Raw genomic sequence first — 19,222 nt, 5'->3', positions numbered from 1 at the left:
TCCCACCACCACCGATCGCTAGAGAGGGGGTGCCCATGAGCGGGACACCCGTCGAGCTGCAGAAGAACCCCATCGCACTGAACCTCACCCCGCCGACCACGCGGGGACCCCGCGGCAAGCCGCCGCGCCACTTCGTCGACCTGACACCCGAGCAGCGCATCGCCGCGGTCACCGACCTCGGCGAGAAGCCGTTCCGGGCCAAGCAGCTCGCGACGCACTACTTCACGCACCTCACGTCCGACCCCGAGGCGATGACCGACCTGCCGAAGGCGACCCGGGACCGGCTGGTCGAGGGGCTCTTCCCGCAGCTGCTGACCGCGGCGCGCACCATGAAGGCCGACGGCGGGACGACGGTCAAGACGCTGTGGCACCTGTTCGACGGCGCCAAGGTCGAGTCGGTGCTGATGCGCTACCCGAACCGCTCCACGCTGTGCGTCTCGAGCCAGGCGGGCTGCGGCATGGCCTGCCCGTTCTGCGCGACAGGTCAGATGGGCCTGACCCGCAACCTGTCCACCGCCGAGATCGTCGAGCAGGTGCGGCTCGCGAGCCGTTCGCTCGCCGCGGGCGAGGTCCCCGGCGGGCCGACCCGGCTCTCCAACCTGGTGTTCATGGGCATGGGTGAGCCGCTGGCCAACTACAAGGCCGTCATGGAGACCGTGCGCACGCTCGTGGCGCCCGCCCCGGACGGTCTGGGGATGTCGGCCCGCAACATCACGGTCTCGACCGTCGGGCTGGTGCCGGCCATCACGCGGCTGACGGGCGAGGGCATCCCGGTCACGCTCGCGGTGTCGCTGCACGCCCCGGACGACGAGCTGCGCGACTCGCTCATCCCGATCAACACCCGCTACAGCGTCGACGAGACGCTGGACGCGGCGTACCACTACTTCGAGGTGACCGGTCGGCGCGTGTCGATCGAGTACGCGCTGATCAAGGACATGAACGACCACGCGTGGCGTGCCGACATGCTGGGCTCCAAGCTCAACGCCCGCGGCCGGGGCTGGGTGCACTGCAACCCCATCCCGCTCAACCCGACGCCCGGGTCGATCTGGACCGCGAGTGATCCCGCCGTCGAGCGCGAGTTCGTGGCACGCTTGCGCGCGCACGGTATCCCCACGACGATCCGTGACACCCGGGGGAGTGACATCGACGGCGCCTGCGGCCAGCTCGCAGCGGAGGAACAGGGATGAGTGAGGGCATGTTCCGCACGGTCTCGCGGCTACGCAGCGGTTACGACCCGGACGAGGTCGACGAGTTCTTCGACCACGCCCGCTCGGTGTACGAGGCCGGCGCCCCCGGCGCGCTGACCGGACGTGACGTCCGTGCGGTGGCCTTCGAGATGGTGCGCGGCGGCTACGTGACGTCGGCGGTCGACGCGGCGCTGGACCGGCTCGAGGCCGCGTTCGTGGCCCGGTCGCGTGCCGAGTTCCTCGCCGAGCGCGGGCAGCAGGCGTGGATGGAGCTGCTCGCCGACCAGGCGCGCACGCTGTACGGCCGGCTCACCCGGCCCGACGGGGAGCGCTTCGCGCCGCCCGAGGGTCGGCGTCAGGGCTACGACCGGGACGACGTCGACGACCTGTGCGACCGCTTGATCGCGTACTTCGACCGTGGGGTCCCCCTCACCGCCCAGGAGGTGCGTGCGGCGACGTTCGCGCGCGCCAAGGGGCGGGCGGCGTACGCCGAGGCGCCCGTCGACGCGTTCTTCGCGCGCGCTGTCGACGTGCTGCTCGGCGCCGAGTGAGCGGTGGCGCGGCCTGACCCACCAGGGCCGGCGTCGGCTGCGCCCTGCGACCGCGAGATGATGTGGGCATGAGCCAGCGCACCGTCCTCCTGCTCGGGTCCACCGGGTCGATCGGGACCCAGGCCGTCGACGTCATCACCCGCAACCCGGAGCGCTTCCGGGTCACGGGTCTGAGCGCGGGGGGCTCGGACCCGGCCGCGCTCGCCCGCCAGGCCGTCGCGCTCGGCGTCGAGGCCGTCGCCGTGGCCGACGCGGACGCGGCCGGCCCGCTGCTCGCCGAGCTGACGCGCGCGAGCGCGGAGGCCGGGCTGGGTCAGATGGGCATCGAGGTGCTCACGGGCCCCGATGCCGCGACCCGGCTCGCGGAGCGGGGCGCCGACGTGGTGCTCAACGGCATCACGGGCTCGGTCGGGCTCGGCCCCACGCTCGCGGCGCTGCGCTCGGGCAGCACCCTCGCGCTCGCCAACAAGGAGTCGCTGGTCGTGGGCGGTCCGCTCGTCGCGGCCGCCAAGCAGCGCCCCGGGCAGGTCGTGCCGGTCGACTCCGAGCACTCCGCGATCGCCCAGGCGCTGCGCGGCGGGACGCGCGCCGAGGTGCGCCGGATCATCCTGACGGCCTCGGGTGGGCCGTTCCGCGGCCGCGGGCGCGACGAGCTCAAGGCGGTGACTCCCGAGCAGGCGCTCGCGCACCCCACGTGGTCGATGGGTCCCGTCGTGACCGTCAACTCCGCGACGCTCATGAACAAGGGCCTCGAGCTCATCGAGGCGCACCTGCTGTTCGGCGTCCCGGTCGAGGACATCACCGTGGTGGTGCACCCGCAGTCGGTCGTGCACTCGATGGTCGAGTTCGCGGACGGTTCGACGCTGGCGCAGGCCTCCCCGCCGGACATGCGCCTGCCCATCGCCCTGGGCCTGGCGTGGCCCGAACGGGTGGCCGGTGCCGTGCCGCCGTGCGACTGGTCGAGCGCCACGTCGTGGACGTTCGAGCCGCTCGACGAGGAGGCCTTCGGCGCGGTGCGGCTCGCCCGCGAGGCGGTCGCGGCCTCGGCGACGCACCCTGCGGTCCTCAACGCGGCCAACGAGGAGTGCGTCGCGGAGTTCCTCGCCGGGCGGCTCGGCTTCCTGGACATCGTCGACACCGTCGCCCGGGTGCTCGACGAGCACGTGGGGACCTCGGGCGACGACCTGATGCTGGACGACGTGCTCGGCGCCGAGGAGTGGGCCCGGGCCCGCACCCACGAGCTGCTGCGCGCACGCTGACCTGGGGGTGCCCACGCGGCACCCCGGCGGCCCGCGCGCCGTTCAGCCGGTTCCCAGCCGCACGGGGGATGATCTGGCGGTGCTGCGCGGGTAGCGTCGTGCCCCGGACCTGCGAACGGAGTGATGATGGCGTATCTGGTCGGCGTGCTCGTCCTGGTGCTGGGTGTGCTCGTCTCGATCGCGCTGCACGAGGTCGGGCACATGGTGCCCGCCAAGCGCTTCGGGGTCCGGGTCAGCCAGTACATGGTCGGGTTCGGCCCCACGCTGTGGTCGCGCACGCGCGGCGAGACCGAGTACGGCGTCAAGGCGATCCCGCTGGGCGGCTACGTGCGCCTGGTCGGCATGTACCCGCCGGCGTCCGCGGTCGGCGACCCGCAGTCGGGCAGCCTGCTCGGTCGCATCGCGGCCGAGGCCCGCGCGGTGAGCGCCGAGGAGATCCTGCCCGGCCAGGACCACCGGGCGTTCTACCGGCTCTCGACGCCCAAGAAGCTCGTCGTGATGCTCGGCGGCCCGGTCATGAACCTCGCCATCGCGTTCGTGCTCCTCGCGGCCGTGGTCAGCGGCTTCGGGCTGCCCACGAGCAGCACCACGCTCGCGAGCGTGCACCAGTGCGTGGTCCCGGCCGACGACGACGCCACGCGGGGGTGCCGCCCGGGCGACGAGCAGGCGCCCGCCGCGGCGGCCGGCATCGAGCCGGGTGACACGGTCGTGCAGTACGACGGTGTCGACGTCACCTCGTGGGATCAGCTCTCGGGCCTCATCCGGGCCTCGGGCACGAGCGAGGTCGCAGTCGTGCTCGAGCGCGACGGCAAGGAGATCACCACGACGGTGACGCCCGTCGTGGCCGACCGCCAGGTGTACGACGACGAGGGCGTGGCCCTTACGAACGCCGACGGCACCCCGGTCACCGAGGCCGTCGGGTTCCTCGGCATCGGTCCGTCGACGATGCTCGAGCGTCAGCCGATCACCGAGGTGCCCGCGGTCGTGGGTGACGCGGTGTGGCAGACGGCGGCGATCGTGGTCGACCTCCCGGCGCGTGTCGCAGACGTGGCGAGCTCGACGTTCGGCTCGGGCGAGCGTGACGAGACGGGCATCATCGGGCTCGTGGGGGTGGGTCGCTTCGCGGGGGAGATCGCGTCGACCGACGCCGACGGCTACGGCATGGCCGAGCGCGTCGCGAGCATGCTCAGCCTGATCGCCTCGCTCAACATCGCCCTGTTCGTGTTCAACCTCATCCCGCTGCTGCCGCTCGACGGCGGCCACGTCGCCGGTGCGCTGTGGGAGGGCGCGAAGCGCCAGGTCGCCCGACTGCGTGGCCTCCCGCGGCCGAACCCCTTCGACACCGCCCGGCTGGTCCCGCTCGCCTACGGCGTCTTCGTGCTGCTCGCAGGCGTCGGGGTGCTGCTCGTCGTCGCCGACCTGGTCAAACCCATCACGCTGGGATGAGCCACGCCGGGACGGGTGGAGCGCTGACGAGAGAGCTGTGCACATCCGGTGCGCACACGGACACCCGTCCGGTACGTGCCGTCAGGAGAGGAATAATGGGCACGTGAGCATCCCGATCAGTCTTGGCATGCCGGCGGCACCTGCCCCGGTGCTGGCCCCCCGCCGTGCGACCCGCAAGATCAAGGTCGGCAAGGTCGAGGTCGGTGGCGACGCCCCCGTGAGCGTGCAGTCGATGTGCACGACCCCGACGACCGACATCAACGCCACGCTCCAGCAGATCGCCGCGCTGACCGCCGCAGGCTGCGACATCGTGCGTGTCGCGGTGCCCAGCCAGGACGACGCCGAGGCGCTGCCGGCCATCGCGCGCAAGTCGCAGATCCCGGTGATCGCCGACATCCACTTCCAGCCCAAGTACGTGTTCGCGGCGATCGACGCCGGCTGCGCGGCCGTCCGGGTCAACCCGGGCAACATCCGCAAGTTCGACGACCAGATCAAGGAGATCGCGCGCGCGGCGACCGACGCGGGCGTCTCGATCCGGATCGGCGTCAACGCGGGCTCGCTCGACCCCCGCCTGCTCGCGAAGTACGGCAAGGCCACGCCCGAGGCGCTCGTCGAGTCGGCCGTGTGGGAGGCGTCGCTGTTCGAGGAGCACGGCTTCCACGACTTCAAGATCTCGGTCAAGCACAACGACCCGGTCGTCATGGTGCGCGCCTACGAGCTGCTGTCCGAGCGCGGGGACTGGCCGCTGCACCTCGGCGTGACCGAGGCGGGCCCGGCGTTCCAGGGCACGATCAAGTCCGCGACGGCGTTCGGCGCGCTGCTCAGCAAGGGCATCGGCGACACGATCCGCGTCTCGCTCTCGGCCCCTCCCGTCGAGGAGGTCAAGGTCGGCATCCAGATCCTGCAGTCGCTGAACCTGCGGCCACGGAAGCTCGAGATCGTCTCGTGCCCCTCGTGCGGACGCGCCCAGGTGGACGTGTACACGCTCGCGGAGAAGGTCACAGCGGGGCTCGAGGGCCTCGAGGTGCCGCTGCGCGTCGCCGTCATGGGCTGCGTCGTCAACGGCCCCGGTGAGGCGCGCGAGGCCGACCTCGGCGTCGCCTCGGGCAACGGCAAGGGTCAGATCTTCGTGCGGGGCGAGGTCATCAAGACCGTCCCCGAGGCGATGATCGTCGAGACCCTGATCGAGGAGGCCATGCGCCTGGCCGAGCAGATGGACCCGGTCGACGGCTCGGGCGCCCCGGTCGTGACGGTCGGCTGACCCGGCCTGCGACCCGGGAGCGGCCCGCGGGGGCTCAGTGCCCCAGGAACCGCCCGAGCACCTCGGCCGTCCGGCTCGGGCGCCCGGTGCGCTGCTCGGTGCGGTCGGCGAACGAGGCGATTCGCCGGCCGGCCGTGATGCCGGCCCAGCGCAGCGGCTCGGGCTCCCACGCCGGCGACCTGTGCCCGACCCACGGCAGGTGCACGAGCGGGCTGTCGGTGCCCGTCACGAGGTCCGCGAGCGTGCGGCCGGCGAGGTTGGTCGTGGCGACGCCGTCGCCGACGTAGCCGCCGGCCCAGCCCACGCCCGTGCGCGGGTCGAGGCCGACCGACGGGTGCCAGTCTCGCGGCACCGCGAGCGGGCCGCCCCACGCGTGCGTGAACCGCGTGCCGTCGAGCGCCGGGAACAGGGCGAGGAGCGCGCGCTGCAGGTGCGCGGTCACGGCGGGCGAGCGGTCGAGCTCGGGCCGGACCGCTGATCCGAGGTGGTACGGCGCGCCGCGTCCGCCGAACGCGAGGCGGCCGTCGGTGGTGCGCTGCCCGTAGACGATGAGGTGACGCGCGTCGGTGAACGTCTGCCCCGCGGCGAGCCCGATCCGGTCCCACACCTCGGCCGGCAGCGGCTCGGTCGCGACCATGAGCGAGTACACGGGGGCGACGTCGCGGCGGCTCCCGGGCAGCTGCGGGGTCCAGGCCTCGGTGGCGCGCAGCACCCAGCGGGCGCGCACCGTGCCGTGGTCGGTCACGACGGCGCGCGGCGAGACCCGCAGCGCACGGGTGCCCTCGTGGATGCGGGCACCGCGGGCCTCGACCACCGTGGCCAGCCCGCGCACGAGCCGTGCGGGCTGGACGCGGGCGCAGTCGGGCGTCCAGGCGCCCCCGAGCACACCCGCCGCGCGCACGTGCTCGGACGTGCCACGAGCATCGAGCAGGTACGTCTCGTCGCCCCACACCGCGTCGGCGGCGGCCTCGGCCGTCAGCCGCTCGAGCTGCGCGGGGTTGCGGGCGAGCGTCACGGTCCCGCCGTAGGCGAAGCCGCACGCGATCTCCTCGACCGCCGCGACCGCGCCGACCTCGACGACGGTGTCCCGCATCGCCGCCCGCATCGCGAGAGCCGCTCCGGTCCCGTGGCGGCGGGCGAGGGCGGCCCCCGTCACCGGGAACAGCGCCGAGCACCAGCCCCCGTTGCGGCCGCTCGCGCCGAAGCCGACGACCTCCTGCTCGACGACAACGACCCGTAGGCCGGGATCGGCCTCGAGCAGGTAGTACGCGGCCCACAGCCCCGTCAGCCCTCCGCCGACGATCGCGACGTCGGCCTCGGTGTCGCCGTCGGGCGGGGTGCGTGCGGGGTGCGGTGCGAGCACTGCCGGGTCGTCGTGGGCGACCTGGTCCCACCACAGCGACAGTGCCCGCACGTCGGTCACAGCCGCGACCACGCCTCGCTGAGCACGCCCCGCAGGATCTGCTCGATCTCGTCGAACTCGGCCGGGCCGCACGTCAGCGGCGGGGCGAGCTGGATCACGGGGTCGCCGCGGTCGTCGGCCCGGCAGTACAGGCCGGCCTCGTACAGCGCGCCCGACAGGAAGCCGCGCAGCAGGCGCTCGCTCTCGGCGTCGTCGAACGTCTCGCGCGTGGCCTTGTCCTTGACGAGCTCGATCCCGTAGAAGTACCCCTCGCCGCGCACGTCGCCGACGATCGGCAGGTCGAGCAGCTTCTCGAGCGTGCTGCGGAACACCGGAGCCTGGGTGTGCACGTGCTCCGTGATGTGCTCGCGCTCGAAGATGTCGAGGTTCGCCATGGCGACCGCGGCGGAGACGGGATGACCGCCGAACGTGTAGCCGTGGGCGAACGACGTGGTGCCCTTCGCGAACGGCTCGTAGAGTCGCGACGAGGCGACCACGGCGCCGATGGGGGAGTAGCCGGACGTCAGCCCCTTGGCGCACGTGATCATGTCGGGCACGTAGCCCATCTCGGTGCACGCGAAGATGTCGCCGATGCGCCCGAACGCGCAGATGACCTCGTCCGAGACGAGCAGCACGTCGTACTGGTCGCAGATCTCGCGCACCCGCTCGAAGTACCCGGGCGGGGGCGGGAAGCAGCCGCCGGCGTTCTGCACGGGCTCGAGGAAGACGGCAGCGACGGTCTCGGGCCCCTCGAACTCGATGGCCTCGGCGATCCGGTCGGCGGCCCAGCGGCCGAACGCCTTGGGGTCGTCACGCAGCCCCTCGGGCGCCCGGTAGCTGTTGGTGTTGGGCACCTTGTGGGCGCCGGGCACGAGCGGCTCGAACGGCGCCTTCAGGCTCGGCAGCCCGGTGATCGACAGGGCGCCGTGCGTCGTGCCGTGGTACGCGACGGCCCGCGAGATCACCTTGTGCTTGCCGGGATGCCCCATGAGCTTCCAGTACTGCTTCGCGAGCTTCCACGCGGTCTCGACGGCCTCGCCGCCGCCCGTGGTGAAGAAGACGCGGTCGAGGTCGCCCGGCGCGTGCGACGCGAGCCGCTCGGCCAGGTCGATCGCCTGGGGGTGCGCGTAGGACCACAGCGGGAAGAACGCGAGCTCTTCGGCCTGGCGGCGTGCCGCCTCGGCGAGCTCGGTCCGGCCGTGCCCCACCTGGACCACGAACAGGCCCGAGAGCCCGTCGATGAGGCGGTGGCCCTCGTCGTCCCAGATGTGGTGGCCCGAGCCGCGCACGATGGTCGGCACGCCGTCGTCCCACGAGCTCTGCCGGGTGAAGTGGCCCCACAGGTGGGCGCGGGCGGCGTCGTCGCGTGCGGTGCCGCGGGGTGTGGTCGCCTGGCTCATCTGGTCCCCCAGTTGTAGTGCTGCTTGCGCAGCCGCAGGTAGACGAAGGTCTCGGTCGCGCGGACGTCGGGTATCGCGCGGATCTTGCGGTTGAGCACCTCGAGGAGGTGGTCGTCGTCCTCGCACACGACCTCGGCGAGCACGTCGAAGCCGCCGGCGGTGATGACGACGTAGTCGACCTCCGGGAGGCCCGCGACCACGTCGGCCACCGCCTCGAGATCGCCGTCGACCTTGATGCCGATCATGGCCTGACGGGCGAAGCCGACCTGGAGCGGGTCGGTCACGGCGACGATCTGCACCATGCCCGAGTCCACGAGACGCTGGACGCGCTGCCGCACGGCCGCCTCCGAGAGGCCGACGGCCTTGCCGATCGTGGCGTACGGACGCCTGCCGTCCTCCTGGAGCTGCTCGATGATCGCCTTGGACAGCTCGTCGAGCGGGGGCCGGGTCGTGGGGGGGTTACGGGTGTTCACAGCGTCGATGATCCCCCGATGGAGGGGGCGATTGCAAGTGAATCCGTCGTCTGTGGGTCCGCCAACTGTCGATTTCGGTGTGCGACTCGTTCCTGTGCAGGGAAATCGTCAGTAGGACTCCCTCAGGTGCGGGTATCGGCGTAGCGTGCCGAGCACTGCACCAGCAGAGCCCTGAAGGAGACCATCGTGACCACGTCCTCCGCCCCTGCCACGACCGCCGCGGGGACCATCGCCCCGGTCGAGCTGCTCAACGTCGTCGACGGCGAGCAGCGTCCCGCCCGCGACGGACGCACGACGCCTGTCGTCGACCCCTCGACCGGGGCCACGTACGCCCTCGCGCCCCTCAGCGACGCCGACGACGTCGACGACGCCTGCGCCGCGGCTGCGGCCGCCTTCACGACCTGGGGGCGGACGACCCCTGCCGAGCGCCAGCTCGCGCTGCTGCGGCTCGCTGACGCGATCGAGGCGCGGGCCGAGGAGTTCGTCGCGGTCGAGTCCCGCGACACGGGCAAGCCGCTGCACCTGACCGCGACCGACGAGGTCCCGCCGTGCGTCGACCAGCTGCGCTTCTTCGCGGGAGCAGCCCGCCTGCTCGACGGGATCAGCGCGGGGGAGTACATGGCCGGGCACACGTCGTGGGTGCGGCGCGAGCCGATCGGCGTCGTCGGTCAGGTCACGCCCTGGAACTACCCGCTCATGATGGCGATCTGGAAGGTCGCTCCCGCGCTCGCGGCCGGGAACACCGTCGTGCTCAAGCCCTCGGACACGACGCCCGCCTCGAGCCTGCTGCTGGCCCGGGTCGCTGCCGACGTGCTCGGGCCCGGGGTGCTCAACGTGGTGTGCGGCGACCGCAGCACGGGTCGCGCGCTGGTTGCGCACCCGCGCCCCGACATGGTCGCGATCACCGGCTCGGTGCGGGCCGGGTCGCAGGTCGCGCAGACCGCGGCCGCGGACCTCAAGCGCGTTCACCTCGAGCTCGGCGGCAAGGCGCCGGTGATCGTCTTCGCGGACGCCGACGTCGAGGCCGCAGCCGCCGGGATCGCCGGGGCGGGCTACTACAACGCAGGGCAGGACTGCACAGCGGCCACGCGGGTGCTCGTGCACGCGTCGGTGCACCAGGACTTCGTCGCGGCGCTCGCGGAGCGGGCGGGTGCGCAGCGCACGGGGATGCCCGACGACCCGGGGGTCGACTTCGGTCCGGTCAACAGCGCCGACCAGCTCGCCCGCGTGACCGGGTTCCTCGACCGGCTGCCCGCGCACGCGCGCGTGCTGGCGGGCGGCAACCGCGTCGGCGACCGGGGCTACTTCCTCGAGGCGACGGTCGTGGACGGGCTGCGCCAGGACGACGAGGTCGTCCAGGAGGAGATCTTCGGTCCCGTGGTCACGGTGCAGACGTTCGCCGACGAGGCCGAGGCGCTCGCGCTCGCGAACGGGGTGCGCTACGGGCTCGCGAGCTCGGTGTGGACCCGCGACCACGGCACCGCGATGCGCATGTCCCGTGCGCTCGACTTCGGGGTGGTGTGGATCAACACGCACATCCCGTTCGTCGCCGAGATGCCGCACGGCGGCTTCAAGCAGTCGGGCTACGGCAAGGACCTGTCGGTCTACGGCTTCGAGGACTACACCCGGATCAAGCACGTGATGTCGGCGATCGACGCCTGACGAGGTCCGCAGGTGCATCGAGGAGCACATCGGACACGGCGGGCACAAGGCCTGGAAGTGACGATCTGGCCTCGCAATGTTCCGAACAGGAAACTTTTTCGTTGCAGGGGTGGGATTGTGCGACGAATTCCTTGTGCGCGGGACCGCGCTTTGCGACGATCCACCCGGTGCCTCACGCGCCGCCCGCCCGTGCACCACCGACCGGTCCCCGGACCGGTCGGGCCGAGAGGAGCCCGATGACCACCCACCGTCGTCCACCGATCACCGATCCCCGCGTCCGCGCGCTCGTGAGAGCCGCCGCCTCGACGCGCGGACGAGGCCTGGACCGTCGTGCGTTCCTCGGCGCGCTGGGCGCCGTGGGCGCAGGCGCCGCGCTCGCGGCGTGCGGCACGGGTGGGTCGCCCGGCACCGGGGCCTCCGGCGGGGTCGTCACCGACAGGTCGGGCGCCGACAAGCTCGTGCGGTGGGCGAACTGGACGCTCTACATCGACCAGGACGACAGCGGCTCCTCGCCGACGCTCGAGGAGTTCCAGACACGCACGGGGATCACGGTCGAGTACTCGGAGGACATCGAGGACAACGACGCGTTCTACGGCAAGGTCTCGGGCCAGCTCGCCAACGGCCAGGACATCGGCTACGACCTGGTGACCCTCACCGACTGGATGGCCGCCCGGCTGATCCGGCTCGGCTACACCCAGGAGCTCGACCGAGCCGCGATACCCAATGCGGCCAACATCCTGCCGAACCTCGCCGACGTCGACTTCGACCCCGGCCGCGCGCACTCGCTCACCTGGCAGTCGGGGTTCGCGGGCATGGCCTGGGACCGCAACAAGCTCCCGAACGGCCTGCACACGGTCTCCGACCTGTGGGCCCCGGAGCTCGCCGGGCGCGTCGAGGTGCTCTCCGAGATGCGGGACACGATCGGCCTGGTCATGTTCGACCAGGGTGTGGACCCCGGCGGCGACTGGGGCGACGACGAGTTCGCGGCGGCGCTCGCTGTGCTCGACGAGAAGATCTCCTCGGGCCACATCCGCCAGGTGCGCGGCAACTCGTACACCCAGGACCTCGTCTCGGGCGACGCGGTCGCGGTCATCGGCTGGTCGGGGGACATCACAGCCCTCAACTACGAGAACGACGACCGGTTCCAGTTCGCGATACCGGAGGCCGGCGGCATGCTGTTCAGCGACAACCTGATGGTGCCCGTCGGGTCGCCGCACAGGTCCGACGCCGAGAAGCTCATCGACTACTACTACGACCCGGAGGTCGCCGCCCAGGTGGCCGCGTGGGTCAACTACATCACCCCGGTGCAGGGCGCGCAGGAGGCGATGACCACGATCGACCCCGAGCTCGCCGAGAACCAGCTGATCTTCCCGGACGCCGACACGCTCGGCCAGGTCAGCCAGTTCCGCAGCCTCACACCGGACGAGGAGGAGCGCTACAACGGCGACTTCCTCGACGTGATCGGTGCCTGAGCCCGCGATGACCACCACGGTGCCCACCGAGCCTGCCACCCCGGCCCGCCGCGGCGGGGCGGCCCTCGAGATCGAGCGTGTGACCAAGCAGTTCGGCGACTTCGTCGCGGTCGACGACCTCACGCTCACCGTCCCGTCGGGCGCGTTCTTCGCGCTGCTCGGCCCCTCGGGGTGCGGCAAGACGACGACGCTGCGCATGGTCGCGGGGCTCGAGCAGCCGACGGCGGGAACCGTCTCGATCGGCGGCCGCGACGTCACCGGCACGCGCGCCCACCAGCGGCCCGTCAACACCGTCTTCCAGAGCTACGCGCTGTTCCCGCACCTGACTGTCGCCGAGAACGTGGGCTTCGGCCTGCGGCGGACCCGCACCCCCGACGTCGCCCGGCGGGTCGCCGAGGGGCTCGAGCTCGTCGAGCTCGGTCACCTGGCCCAGAGCCGGCCCGCGATGCTCTCGGGCGGTCAGCAGCAGCGCGTCGCACTCGCGCGCGCCCTGGTGAACCGGCCCGCGCTGCTCCTGCTCGACGAGCCGCTCGGCGCGCTCGACCTCAAGCTGCGCCGCCAGATGCAGCTCGAGCTCAAGCGGATCCAGACCGAGGTGGGCCTGACGTTCGTGCACGTCACGCACGACCAGGAGGAGGCCATGACCATGGCGGACACCGTGGCCGTGATGAACAAGGGGCGCATCGAGCAGATGGGTGCGCCGGCCGAGCTCTACGAGCATCCCCGCACCACGTTCGTCGCCAACTTCCTCGGGCGCTCGAACCTCGCCGCGGGGACCGTCGTCGAGCAGCTCGACGGAGGCGCCGTGCTGGGGGTCGACGTCGCGGGCACGCGGGTGCTCGTGCCCGCCGCGCGCGCTGTGCGCACCGAGGGCGAGGTGCTCGTCGGGATCCGCCCGGAGAAGATCCGGCTGCACATCGACGGTCAGGAGCCGGCCGCGACCGACAACGTCGTGGGGCCCGGCACCGTCACCGACGTCTCGTTCACGGGGGTCAGCACGCAGTACGAGGTGCTCGTCCCGGGGCTCGGCACGTTCGGGGTGTTCGCGCAGAACCTCACGGGCGGCGCAACGGTGGGGCTGGGCACGCAGGTGCGCCTGTCCTGGTCCCCGGCCTTCACGTTCGGGCTCGACGGCCGCGAGGACCGCGCCGAGGGGCTCGCCGACCTGGACGACGAGCCGTGAGCATCGCTGCCGTCCTGGGCGAGAGCGGGACGCCCACCCCGCACGCCGCGCCGCGCCGCACCCGGTCGCGCGGATACATGCCGCTCCTGCTGCCCGGGCTCGGCTACCTCGTGCTGTTCTTCGTGGTGCCCGTCGGGGCGCTGCTCGCGACGTCGCTCTACGTGCCGGTGCCCGGGGGCGACCTGGGGCAGTACCAGCCCGCGCTGCACTGGCAGAACTACGCCGAGGCGCTGGCCAAGTTCTGGCCGCAGATCGTGCGCTCGTTCTCGTTCGCGCTCCTCGCCACGCTCGCGGCCCTCCTGATCGGCTACCCGGTCGCGTACGCGATCGGCGTGCGGGCCCGTGGGCGCCGGGGGCTGCAGGGGCTCATGCTCGTGCTGGTCGTCGCGCCGTTCTTCACCAGCTTCATCCTGCGCACGATCGCCTGGAAGCAGATCCTCGCCGACGACGCGTTCGTCGTGAGCGCGCTGCACTGGCTGCACCTGCTGCCACCCGACGGACGCCTGACCGCGACGCCGTTCGCTGTCGTCTGCGGCCTGACGTACAACTTCCTGCCGTTCATGATCCTGCCGATCTACGCGAGCCTCGAACGCCTCGACATGCGGCTGCTCGAGGCGGGCTCGGACCTCTACGCCTCGGCGTTCACCACGTTCCGCACCGTCACGCTCCCGCTGTCGATGCCGGGGGTGGTGGGTGGCACGCTGCTCACGTTCATCCCGGCCTCGGGCGACTTCGTCAACTCGTCGCTGCTGGGCAACAACACGAACACCTCGATGATCGGGCAGGTGATCGACGCCCGGTTCTTCAAGGTGCTCGACTACCCCACGGCCGCGGCGCTCTCGGTCGTGCTGATGGTCGTGATCCTCGTGCTGGTGGGCGTGTACGTGCGCCGCGCCGGGACGGACGAGCTCCTGTGAGCGCGACCGTCGAGGCCCGCGCCGACGTCGACCGTCCACCGCGGCGCCGCACCGGGCCCGCACCGCGACGACGGGTCTGGCGCCTGGGCGACGCGCTCGTGCCGCTCGTCGCCGTCCTCGCGTTCCTGTACCTGCTGGTGCCCGTCGCCTACACCGTCGCGTTCTCGTTCAACGACGCGGGCAAGACCAACCTGGTCTGGCGCGGCTTCACGCTCGACGCGTGGCGCAACCCCTGCGGTGCTCCCCAGGTGTGCGAGGCGTTCGTGAGCTCGCTCGAGGTCGGCGTCGTCTCGACGCTCGTCGCGACCGTGCTCGGCACGCTCCTGGCGATCGCGCTCGTCCGGTTCCGGTTCCGCGGGCGACCGCTGGTCAACCTGCTCATCTTCCTGCCGATGTCGACGCCCGAGGTCGTGCTCGGCGCCGCGCTGCTCGCCCAGCTCCTGTCGCTGCGCGTCCCGCTCGGGTTCACCACCGTGGTGATCGCGCACGTGATGTTCTGCATCAGCTTCGTCGTGGTGACGGTCAAGGCGCGCGTCGCGAGCCTCGACCCTGCGCTCGAGGAGGCGGCGGCCGACCTGTACGCCACGCCCTGGCACGCGTTCTGGCGCGTGACGTTCCCGCTCCTGGTCCCCGGGATCGCGGCTGCTGCGCTGCTGGCCTTCAGCCTGAGCTTCGACGACTTCATCGTCACGAACTTCACCTCGGGCTCGTTCACCACGTTCCCGAAGTTCGTGTACGTCTCGGCGACACGGGGCATCCCGCCGCAGGCCAACGTCATCAGCTCGTTCATGTTCGTGCTGGCGATCGTGGTGGTCGTGGTGGTCCAGGTGGTCGGGCACGTCCGGAGCGGCAGGCGGCGGCGTGCCTGAACCCCGGCAGGAGCTGTGTGGACACGGCATGACCAACGACAGAGAGGTGGGACCGTGCGGATCCTGGTGATCGGCAGCGGCGGGGTGGGTGACGCGGTCGCCCGGATCGCGGCACGCCGAGAGTTCTTCGAGGCGATGGTGGTCGCCGACGTCGACCCCGAGCGCGCGCAGCGCACCGTCGAGGCCGCGCGCAAGCACGACGTCGGCACCGACCGGTTCGTCGCGGCCACCGTCGACGCCTCGGACCCCGCATCGGTCGAGGCGCTCGCGCGCGAGCACCGGGCGACCCACGTGCTCAACGCCGTCGACCCGCGCTTCGTCATGCCTGTCTTCACCGGCACCCTCGCGGCCGGCGCCGACTACCTCGACATGGCCATGTCCCTCTCGCACGCGCACCCCGAGGCACCCCACGAGCTGCCCGGGGTCAAGCTCGGCGACGAGCAGTTCGCGCTCGCCGACACCTGGGAGCAGGCCGGGCGGCTCGCGCTGGTCGGGATCGGTGTCGAGCCCGGGCTCTCGGACGTGTTCGCGCGGTACGCGGCCGACCACCTGTTCTCGCGGATCGACGAGCTCGGCGTGCGGGACGGCGCGAACCTCGTGGTGCGCGGCGCCGACGGCGAGCCGGTCTTCGCCCCGTCGTTCTCGATCTGGACCACGATCGAGGAGTGCCTCAACCCGCCCGTGCTGTGGTCCGCCGAACGGGCTGCCGCGGGCGGCGGGGTCGAGGACGGCTGGTACACCGTGCCCCCGTTCCACGAGCCCGAGGTCTTCGACTTCCCCGAGCCCGTGGGCCCGGTCGAGTGCGTGCACGTCGAGCACGAGGAGGTCCTCCTCATGCCGCGGTGGGTCGACGCGCAGCGGGTCACGTTCAAGTACGGACTCGGCGAGGAGTTCATCGGGGTGCTGCGCACGCTGCACCGGCTGGGCCTCGACTCGACCGAGCCCGTGCAGGTGCGAGGTGCGTCGGTGAGCCCGCGTGACGTGGTCGCGGCCGTGCTGCCCGATCCCGCGACCATCGGGCCGCACATGACGGGTGCGACGTGCGCGGGGCTGCTCGTGACCGGCACGGGCACCGACGGTGCGCCGCGCGAGGTCTACCTGCACCACATCGTCGACAACGCGTGGTCGATGGCCGAGTACGGCGCGCAGTGCGTCGTCTGGCAGACCGCCGTGAACCCGGTGGTCGCCCTCGAGCTGCTCGCGGCGGGCACGTGGGCCGGTGCGGGCGTGCAGGGACCGGAGGCCTTCGACGCGGTGCCGTTCCTCGAGCTGCTCGCGGCGCCCGCACCGCTCGGCTACGGCTCCCCGTGGGCCCTGCAGGAGCGGGTGCCCGCCGGCGCCGCCGACTGAGCCGGTGCGGCGTGCGGGCCCCCCTCCCGCACGCCGCACCTTCGCCCGACCGGCGGTACCCGGTCACGTGCCGCATCGTGTTCGGTCGTGGTGGTCGTGCGTGACCGTCCTTGCCAGGAACCACCCGGCGCTCCCCGCGCCGCCCGCGCGTCTGCCACCGACCCGGTCATGGGACCCGGTGGACCGAGAGGAACCTCATGACCCCGCACCGCCGCCCGCCGATCAGCGACCCCCGGGTGCTCGCGCTCGTCCGCGCTGCCCGCACGGCCCGCGGCGCGGGCATGTCGCGGCGCGCGTTCCTCGGAGCCGTCGGCGCGGCCGGCGCGGGAGCGCTCCTGTCGGCCTGCGGGGACGGGGACGAGGGCGCGCAGCCCGTCGGGTCGGGCTCGTCGTCGGCCGAGGAGCTCGTGCGCTGGGCCAACTGGACGCTGTACGTCGACCGGGACGACACCGGTGCCTCCCCGTCGATCAGCGCGTTCGAGCAGCAGACCGGCATCCGGGTCGAGTACTCGGAGGTCATCGAGGACAACGAGTCGTTCTACGCCGGGGTGTCGGCTCAGTTCGAGGCCGGTCGTGACATCGGGTACGACCTCGTGACGGTGACCGACTTCATGGCGGCGCGGCTGATCCGCCTCGGGTACGCCCAGGAGCTGGACAAGTCGCGCATCCCGAACGCCGAGAACCTGCTCCCGAGCCTCGTCCTGCCCGACTTCGACATGGGCCGGGCACGGTCGCTCACGTGGCAGTCGGGCTTCGCGGGCATCGCGTGGGACAAGAACCAGCTGCCGGGAGGCCTGCGGACGGTGTCGGACCTGTGGAACCCCGACCTCGCCGGCCGGGTGGAGGTGCTCGCGGAGATGCGCGACACGATGGGTCTGCTCCTGTTCGAGCAGGGCATCGACCCCGCGTCGGGGTGGAGCGACGCCGACTTCTACGACGCGCTCGAGATCCTGCGCGGCAAGCTCGAGTCCGGGCACATCCGCAAGATCAGCGGCAACTCCTACACCGACAACCTCGTCTCGGGCGACGCCGCCGCTGTGTTCGCGTGGTCGGGCGACATCACCGCGCTCAACTACGAGCACGACGACCGGTTCGCGTTCGCGATCCCCGAGGCCGGCGGCATGCTCTTCAGCGACAACCTGCTGGTGCCCGTGGGCTCACCGCACCGGGCCGAGGCGGAGTCGCTCATGGACTTCTACTACGACCCGGAGATCGCGGCTCAGGTCGCCGCGTGGGTGAACTACATCACCCCGGTCGAGGGTGCCCGCGAGGCCATGCTGGCGATCGACCCCAGCCTCGCCGAGAACCCGTCGATCTTCCCGGACGCCGAGATGCTCGCGAACGTGACAGTGTTCCGGACCCTCGACGCGGCCGAGGACGAGCGCTACACCAACGAGTTCCTCGCGGTGCAGGAGGCCTGACGCGCGGGGTCAGCGGGGGAGCGCGCGCAGCGCGTCCTCGAGCACCCCGAGCGCGTCGTCCAGCAGGGCGTGGTCGATCACGAGCGGGGGCAGCAGCCGCAGCACGTTGCCCCACGTCCCGCACGTGAGCACGAGCACCCCGGACGACAGGCATGCCGCGGCGACCTGGGCGGCCGCGGCCCGGTCGGGCTCGAGCGTGCCCGGTCGGGTCAGCTCGACCGCGAGCATCGCGCCGCGCCCGCGCACCTCGGCGACCGCCGGGACCTCGGCGGCCAGGGCGCGCAGCCGGGGGACCACCGTCGCCTCGATCGCCCGCGCCGCCGCGGGCAGGTCGTCGCGCCGGTAGATCTCGAACGAGGCGAGCGCCGCGGCGCACGCGACGGGGTTGCCGCCGAAGGTGCCGCCGAGCCCGCCCGGGTGCACGGCGTCCATGAGCTCGGCCCGGCCGGTGACCGCACCGAGCGGCAGGCCGCCCGCGATGCCCTTGGCGAGCGTGAGCAGATCGGGGACGACGCCCTCGTGCTCGCTGGCGAACATGTCGCCGGTCCGGGCGAAGCCGGTCTGCACCTCGTCGGCCACGAGCACGATGCCGTGCGCCCGGGCCCACCGCGCGAGCCCGGGGAGGAAGCCGGGCGCGGGGACCACGAACCCGCCCTCGCCCTGGACCGGTTCGACCACGAGCGCGGCCACCTGGTCGGCACCCACGGTGCGCTCGGCGACGTCGATCGCGCGCGCCGCGGCCTCCTCGCCGGTCATGCCGGCCGGGTCGCGCAGCGGGTAGGAGGTCGGGAGGCGGTAGACCTCGCCCGCGAACGGCCCGAACCCCGTCTTGTACGGCATCGCGCGCGCAGTCATGGCCATCGTGAGGTTCGTGCGCCCGTGGTAGGCGTGGTCGAGCACGAGGACGGCGTCGCGCCCGGTCGCGCGTCGGGCGATCTTCACCGCGTTCTCGACGGCCTCGGCCCCCGAGCTCACGAGCATCGAGCGCTTGGCGTGGCTCCCCGGTGTGAGCCTGCCGAGCTCCTCGCAGACCGCGACGTACTCCTCGTAGGGGCTCACCATGAAGCAGGTGTGGGTGAAGTCGGCGCTCTGGCGGGCGACCGCCGCGACGACCTCGGGTGCGCTCGCCCCGACCGAGGTCACGGCGATGCCCGAGCCGAGGTCGATGAGTCGGTTGCCGTCCACGTCCTCGATGACGCCCCCGGACGCCCGTGCGACATAGACGGGTGACGACGAGGACACGCCGCCCGCGACCGCGGACGTGCGGCGGGCGGCGAGCGCGAGCGACTGCGGGCCGGGGACGGCGGTACGCAGCTCACGGCTCTGCTCGAGCGGGGGCACGGTCGCGGAAAACGTTGTCATGGATGGA

At 72.4% G+C, this 19,222-nt stretch carries 16 protein-coding genes; 12 read left to right on the top strand and 4 right to left on the bottom strand.

What is annotated here, in order from left to right:
- Positions 1–35: 35 nt before the first annotated feature.
- The 5 genes from rlmN (at position 36) to ispG (ending at position 5,704) form a co-directional block, all read left to right on the top strand.
- The gene (gene rlmN, locus ACGIF2_RS04860) at positions 36–1,187 is read left to right on the top strand and encodes a 23S rRNA (adenine(2503)-C(2))-methyltransferase RlmN (RefSeq protein WP_396044067.1); all 1,152 of its coding nucleotides are present in this window, start codon (positions 36–38) and stop codon (positions 1,185–1,187) included.
- Positions 1,184–1,738, top strand: a complete 555-nt coding sequence (locus tag ACGIF2_RS04855) for a DivIVA domain-containing protein (protein WP_396044065.1) — start codon at positions 1,184–1,186, stop codon at positions 1,736–1,738. The genes rlmN and ACGIF2_RS04855 overlap by 4 nt, the downstream gene beginning before the upstream one ends.
- 68 nt (positions 1,739–1,806) lie before the next feature.
- Entirely contained in the window at positions 1,807–2,997 is a 1,191-nt protein-coding gene (gene dxr / locus ACGIF2_RS04850) for a 1-deoxy-D-xylulose-5-phosphate reductoisomerase (protein ID WP_396044063.1), read from the top strand.
- 126 nt (positions 2,998–3,123) lie between these two features.
- Entirely contained in the window at positions 3,124–4,443 is a 1,320-nt protein-coding gene (locus ACGIF2_RS04845) for a M50 family metallopeptidase (protein WP_396044061.1), read from the top strand.
- Between the two features lie 127 nt (positions 4,444–4,570).
- Complete coding sequence (gene ispG, locus ACGIF2_RS04840) at positions 4,571–5,704, top strand: flavodoxin-dependent (E)-4-hydroxy-3-methylbut-2-enyl-diphosphate synthase (RefSeq protein ID WP_396044230.1); 1,134 nt, start codon at positions 4,571–4,573, stop codon at positions 5,702–5,704.
- 34 nt (positions 5,705–5,738) lie between these two features.
- Here ispG and ACGIF2_RS04835 read toward each other — a convergent pair whose 3' ends face one another.
- From ACGIF2_RS04835 to ACGIF2_RS04825, 3 genes are read right to left on the bottom strand one after another with little or no spacing between them, the layout of a single operon-like run.
- A complete protein-coding gene (locus ACGIF2_RS04835; protein ID WP_396044059.1) occupies positions 5,739–7,127 on the bottom strand; it encodes an NAD(P)/FAD-dependent oxidoreductase in 1,389 nt (462 codons plus the stop codon).
- Positions 7,124–8,506 carry an aspartate aminotransferase family protein gene (locus tag ACGIF2_RS04830; RefSeq protein ID WP_396044057.1) on the bottom strand — a complete coding sequence of 461 codons (1,383 nt, stop codon included), beginning with the start codon at positions 8,504–8,506 and terminating at the stop codon, positions 7,124–7,126. Before ACGIF2_RS04830 ends, ACGIF2_RS04835 begins: the two co-directional genes overlap by 4 nt.
- A complete protein-coding gene (locus tag ACGIF2_RS04825; RefSeq protein ID WP_396044055.1) occupies positions 8,503–8,979 on the bottom strand; it encodes an Lrp/AsnC family transcriptional regulator in 477 nt (158 codons plus the stop codon). Before ACGIF2_RS04825 ends, ACGIF2_RS04830 begins: the two co-directional genes overlap by 4 nt.
- Before the next feature lie 186 nt (positions 8,980–9,165).
- On the opposite strand from ACGIF2_RS04825, the gene ACGIF2_RS04820 reads away from it, so the two are divergent.
- The 7 genes from ACGIF2_RS04820 to ACGIF2_RS04790 all read left to right on the top strand — a co-directional run bounded on the left by ACGIF2_RS04820 (position 9,166) and on the right by ACGIF2_RS04790 (position 17,853).
- Positions 9,166–10,641 carry an aminobutyraldehyde dehydrogenase gene (locus tag ACGIF2_RS04820; RefSeq protein ID WP_396044053.1) on the top strand — a complete coding sequence of 492 codons (1,476 nt, stop codon included), beginning with the start codon at positions 9,166–9,168 and terminating at the stop codon, positions 10,639–10,641.
- Positions 10,642–10,877: 236 nt separating this feature from the next.
- Positions 10,878–12,113 carry a spermidine/putrescine ABC transporter substrate-binding protein gene (locus ACGIF2_RS04815; RefSeq protein ID WP_396044051.1) on the top strand — a complete coding sequence of 412 codons (1,236 nt, stop codon included), beginning with the start codon at positions 10,878–10,880 and terminating at the stop codon, positions 12,111–12,113.
- A 7-nt stretch (positions 12,114–12,120) separates the two neighbouring features.
- Positions 12,121–13,296, top strand: coding sequence for an ABC transporter ATP-binding protein (locus tag ACGIF2_RS04810; RefSeq protein WP_396044228.1), 1,176 nt, complete (start codon positions 12,121–12,123; stop codon positions 13,294–13,296).
- Positions 13,293–14,213: an ABC transporter permease gene (locus ACGIF2_RS04805; protein ID WP_396044049.1), complete on the top strand. Its 921-nt coding sequence runs from the start codon at positions 13,293–13,295 to the stop codon at positions 14,211–14,213. Before ACGIF2_RS04810 ends, ACGIF2_RS04805 begins: the two co-directional genes overlap by 4 nt.
- 83 nt (positions 14,214–14,296) lie before the next feature.
- Complete coding sequence (locus tag ACGIF2_RS04800; RefSeq protein WP_396044225.1) at positions 14,297–15,082, top strand: ABC transporter permease; 786 nt, start codon at positions 14,297–14,299, stop codon at positions 15,080–15,082.
- A gap of 54 nt (positions 15,083–15,136) precedes the next feature.
- The gene (locus ACGIF2_RS04795; protein WP_396044047.1) at positions 15,137–16,432 is read left to right on the top strand and encodes a saccharopine dehydrogenase C-terminal domain-containing protein; all 1,296 of its coding nucleotides are present in this window, start codon (positions 15,137–15,139) and stop codon (positions 16,430–16,432) included.
- A 197-nt stretch (positions 16,433–16,629) separates the two neighbouring features.
- Entirely contained in the window at positions 16,630–17,853 is a 1,224-nt protein-coding gene (locus ACGIF2_RS04790) for a spermidine/putrescine ABC transporter substrate-binding protein (protein ID WP_396044045.1), read from the top strand.
- 9 nt (positions 17,854–17,862) lie between these two features.
- Here ACGIF2_RS04790 and gabT read toward each other — a convergent pair whose 3' ends face one another.
- On the bottom strand, positions 17,863–19,215 hold the full coding sequence (gabT, locus tag ACGIF2_RS04785) for a 4-aminobutyrate--2-oxoglutarate transaminase (protein WP_396044043.1): 1,353 nt from the start codon (positions 19,213–19,215) through the stop codon (positions 17,863–17,865).
- Positions 19,216–19,222: the final 7 nt, after the last annotated feature.

The organism is Cellulomonas sp. P22 (assembly GCF_044392165.1).
Note: the sequence above shows the minus strand (reverse complement) of the source record. Positions and strands in the feature narration are given on the sequence as shown.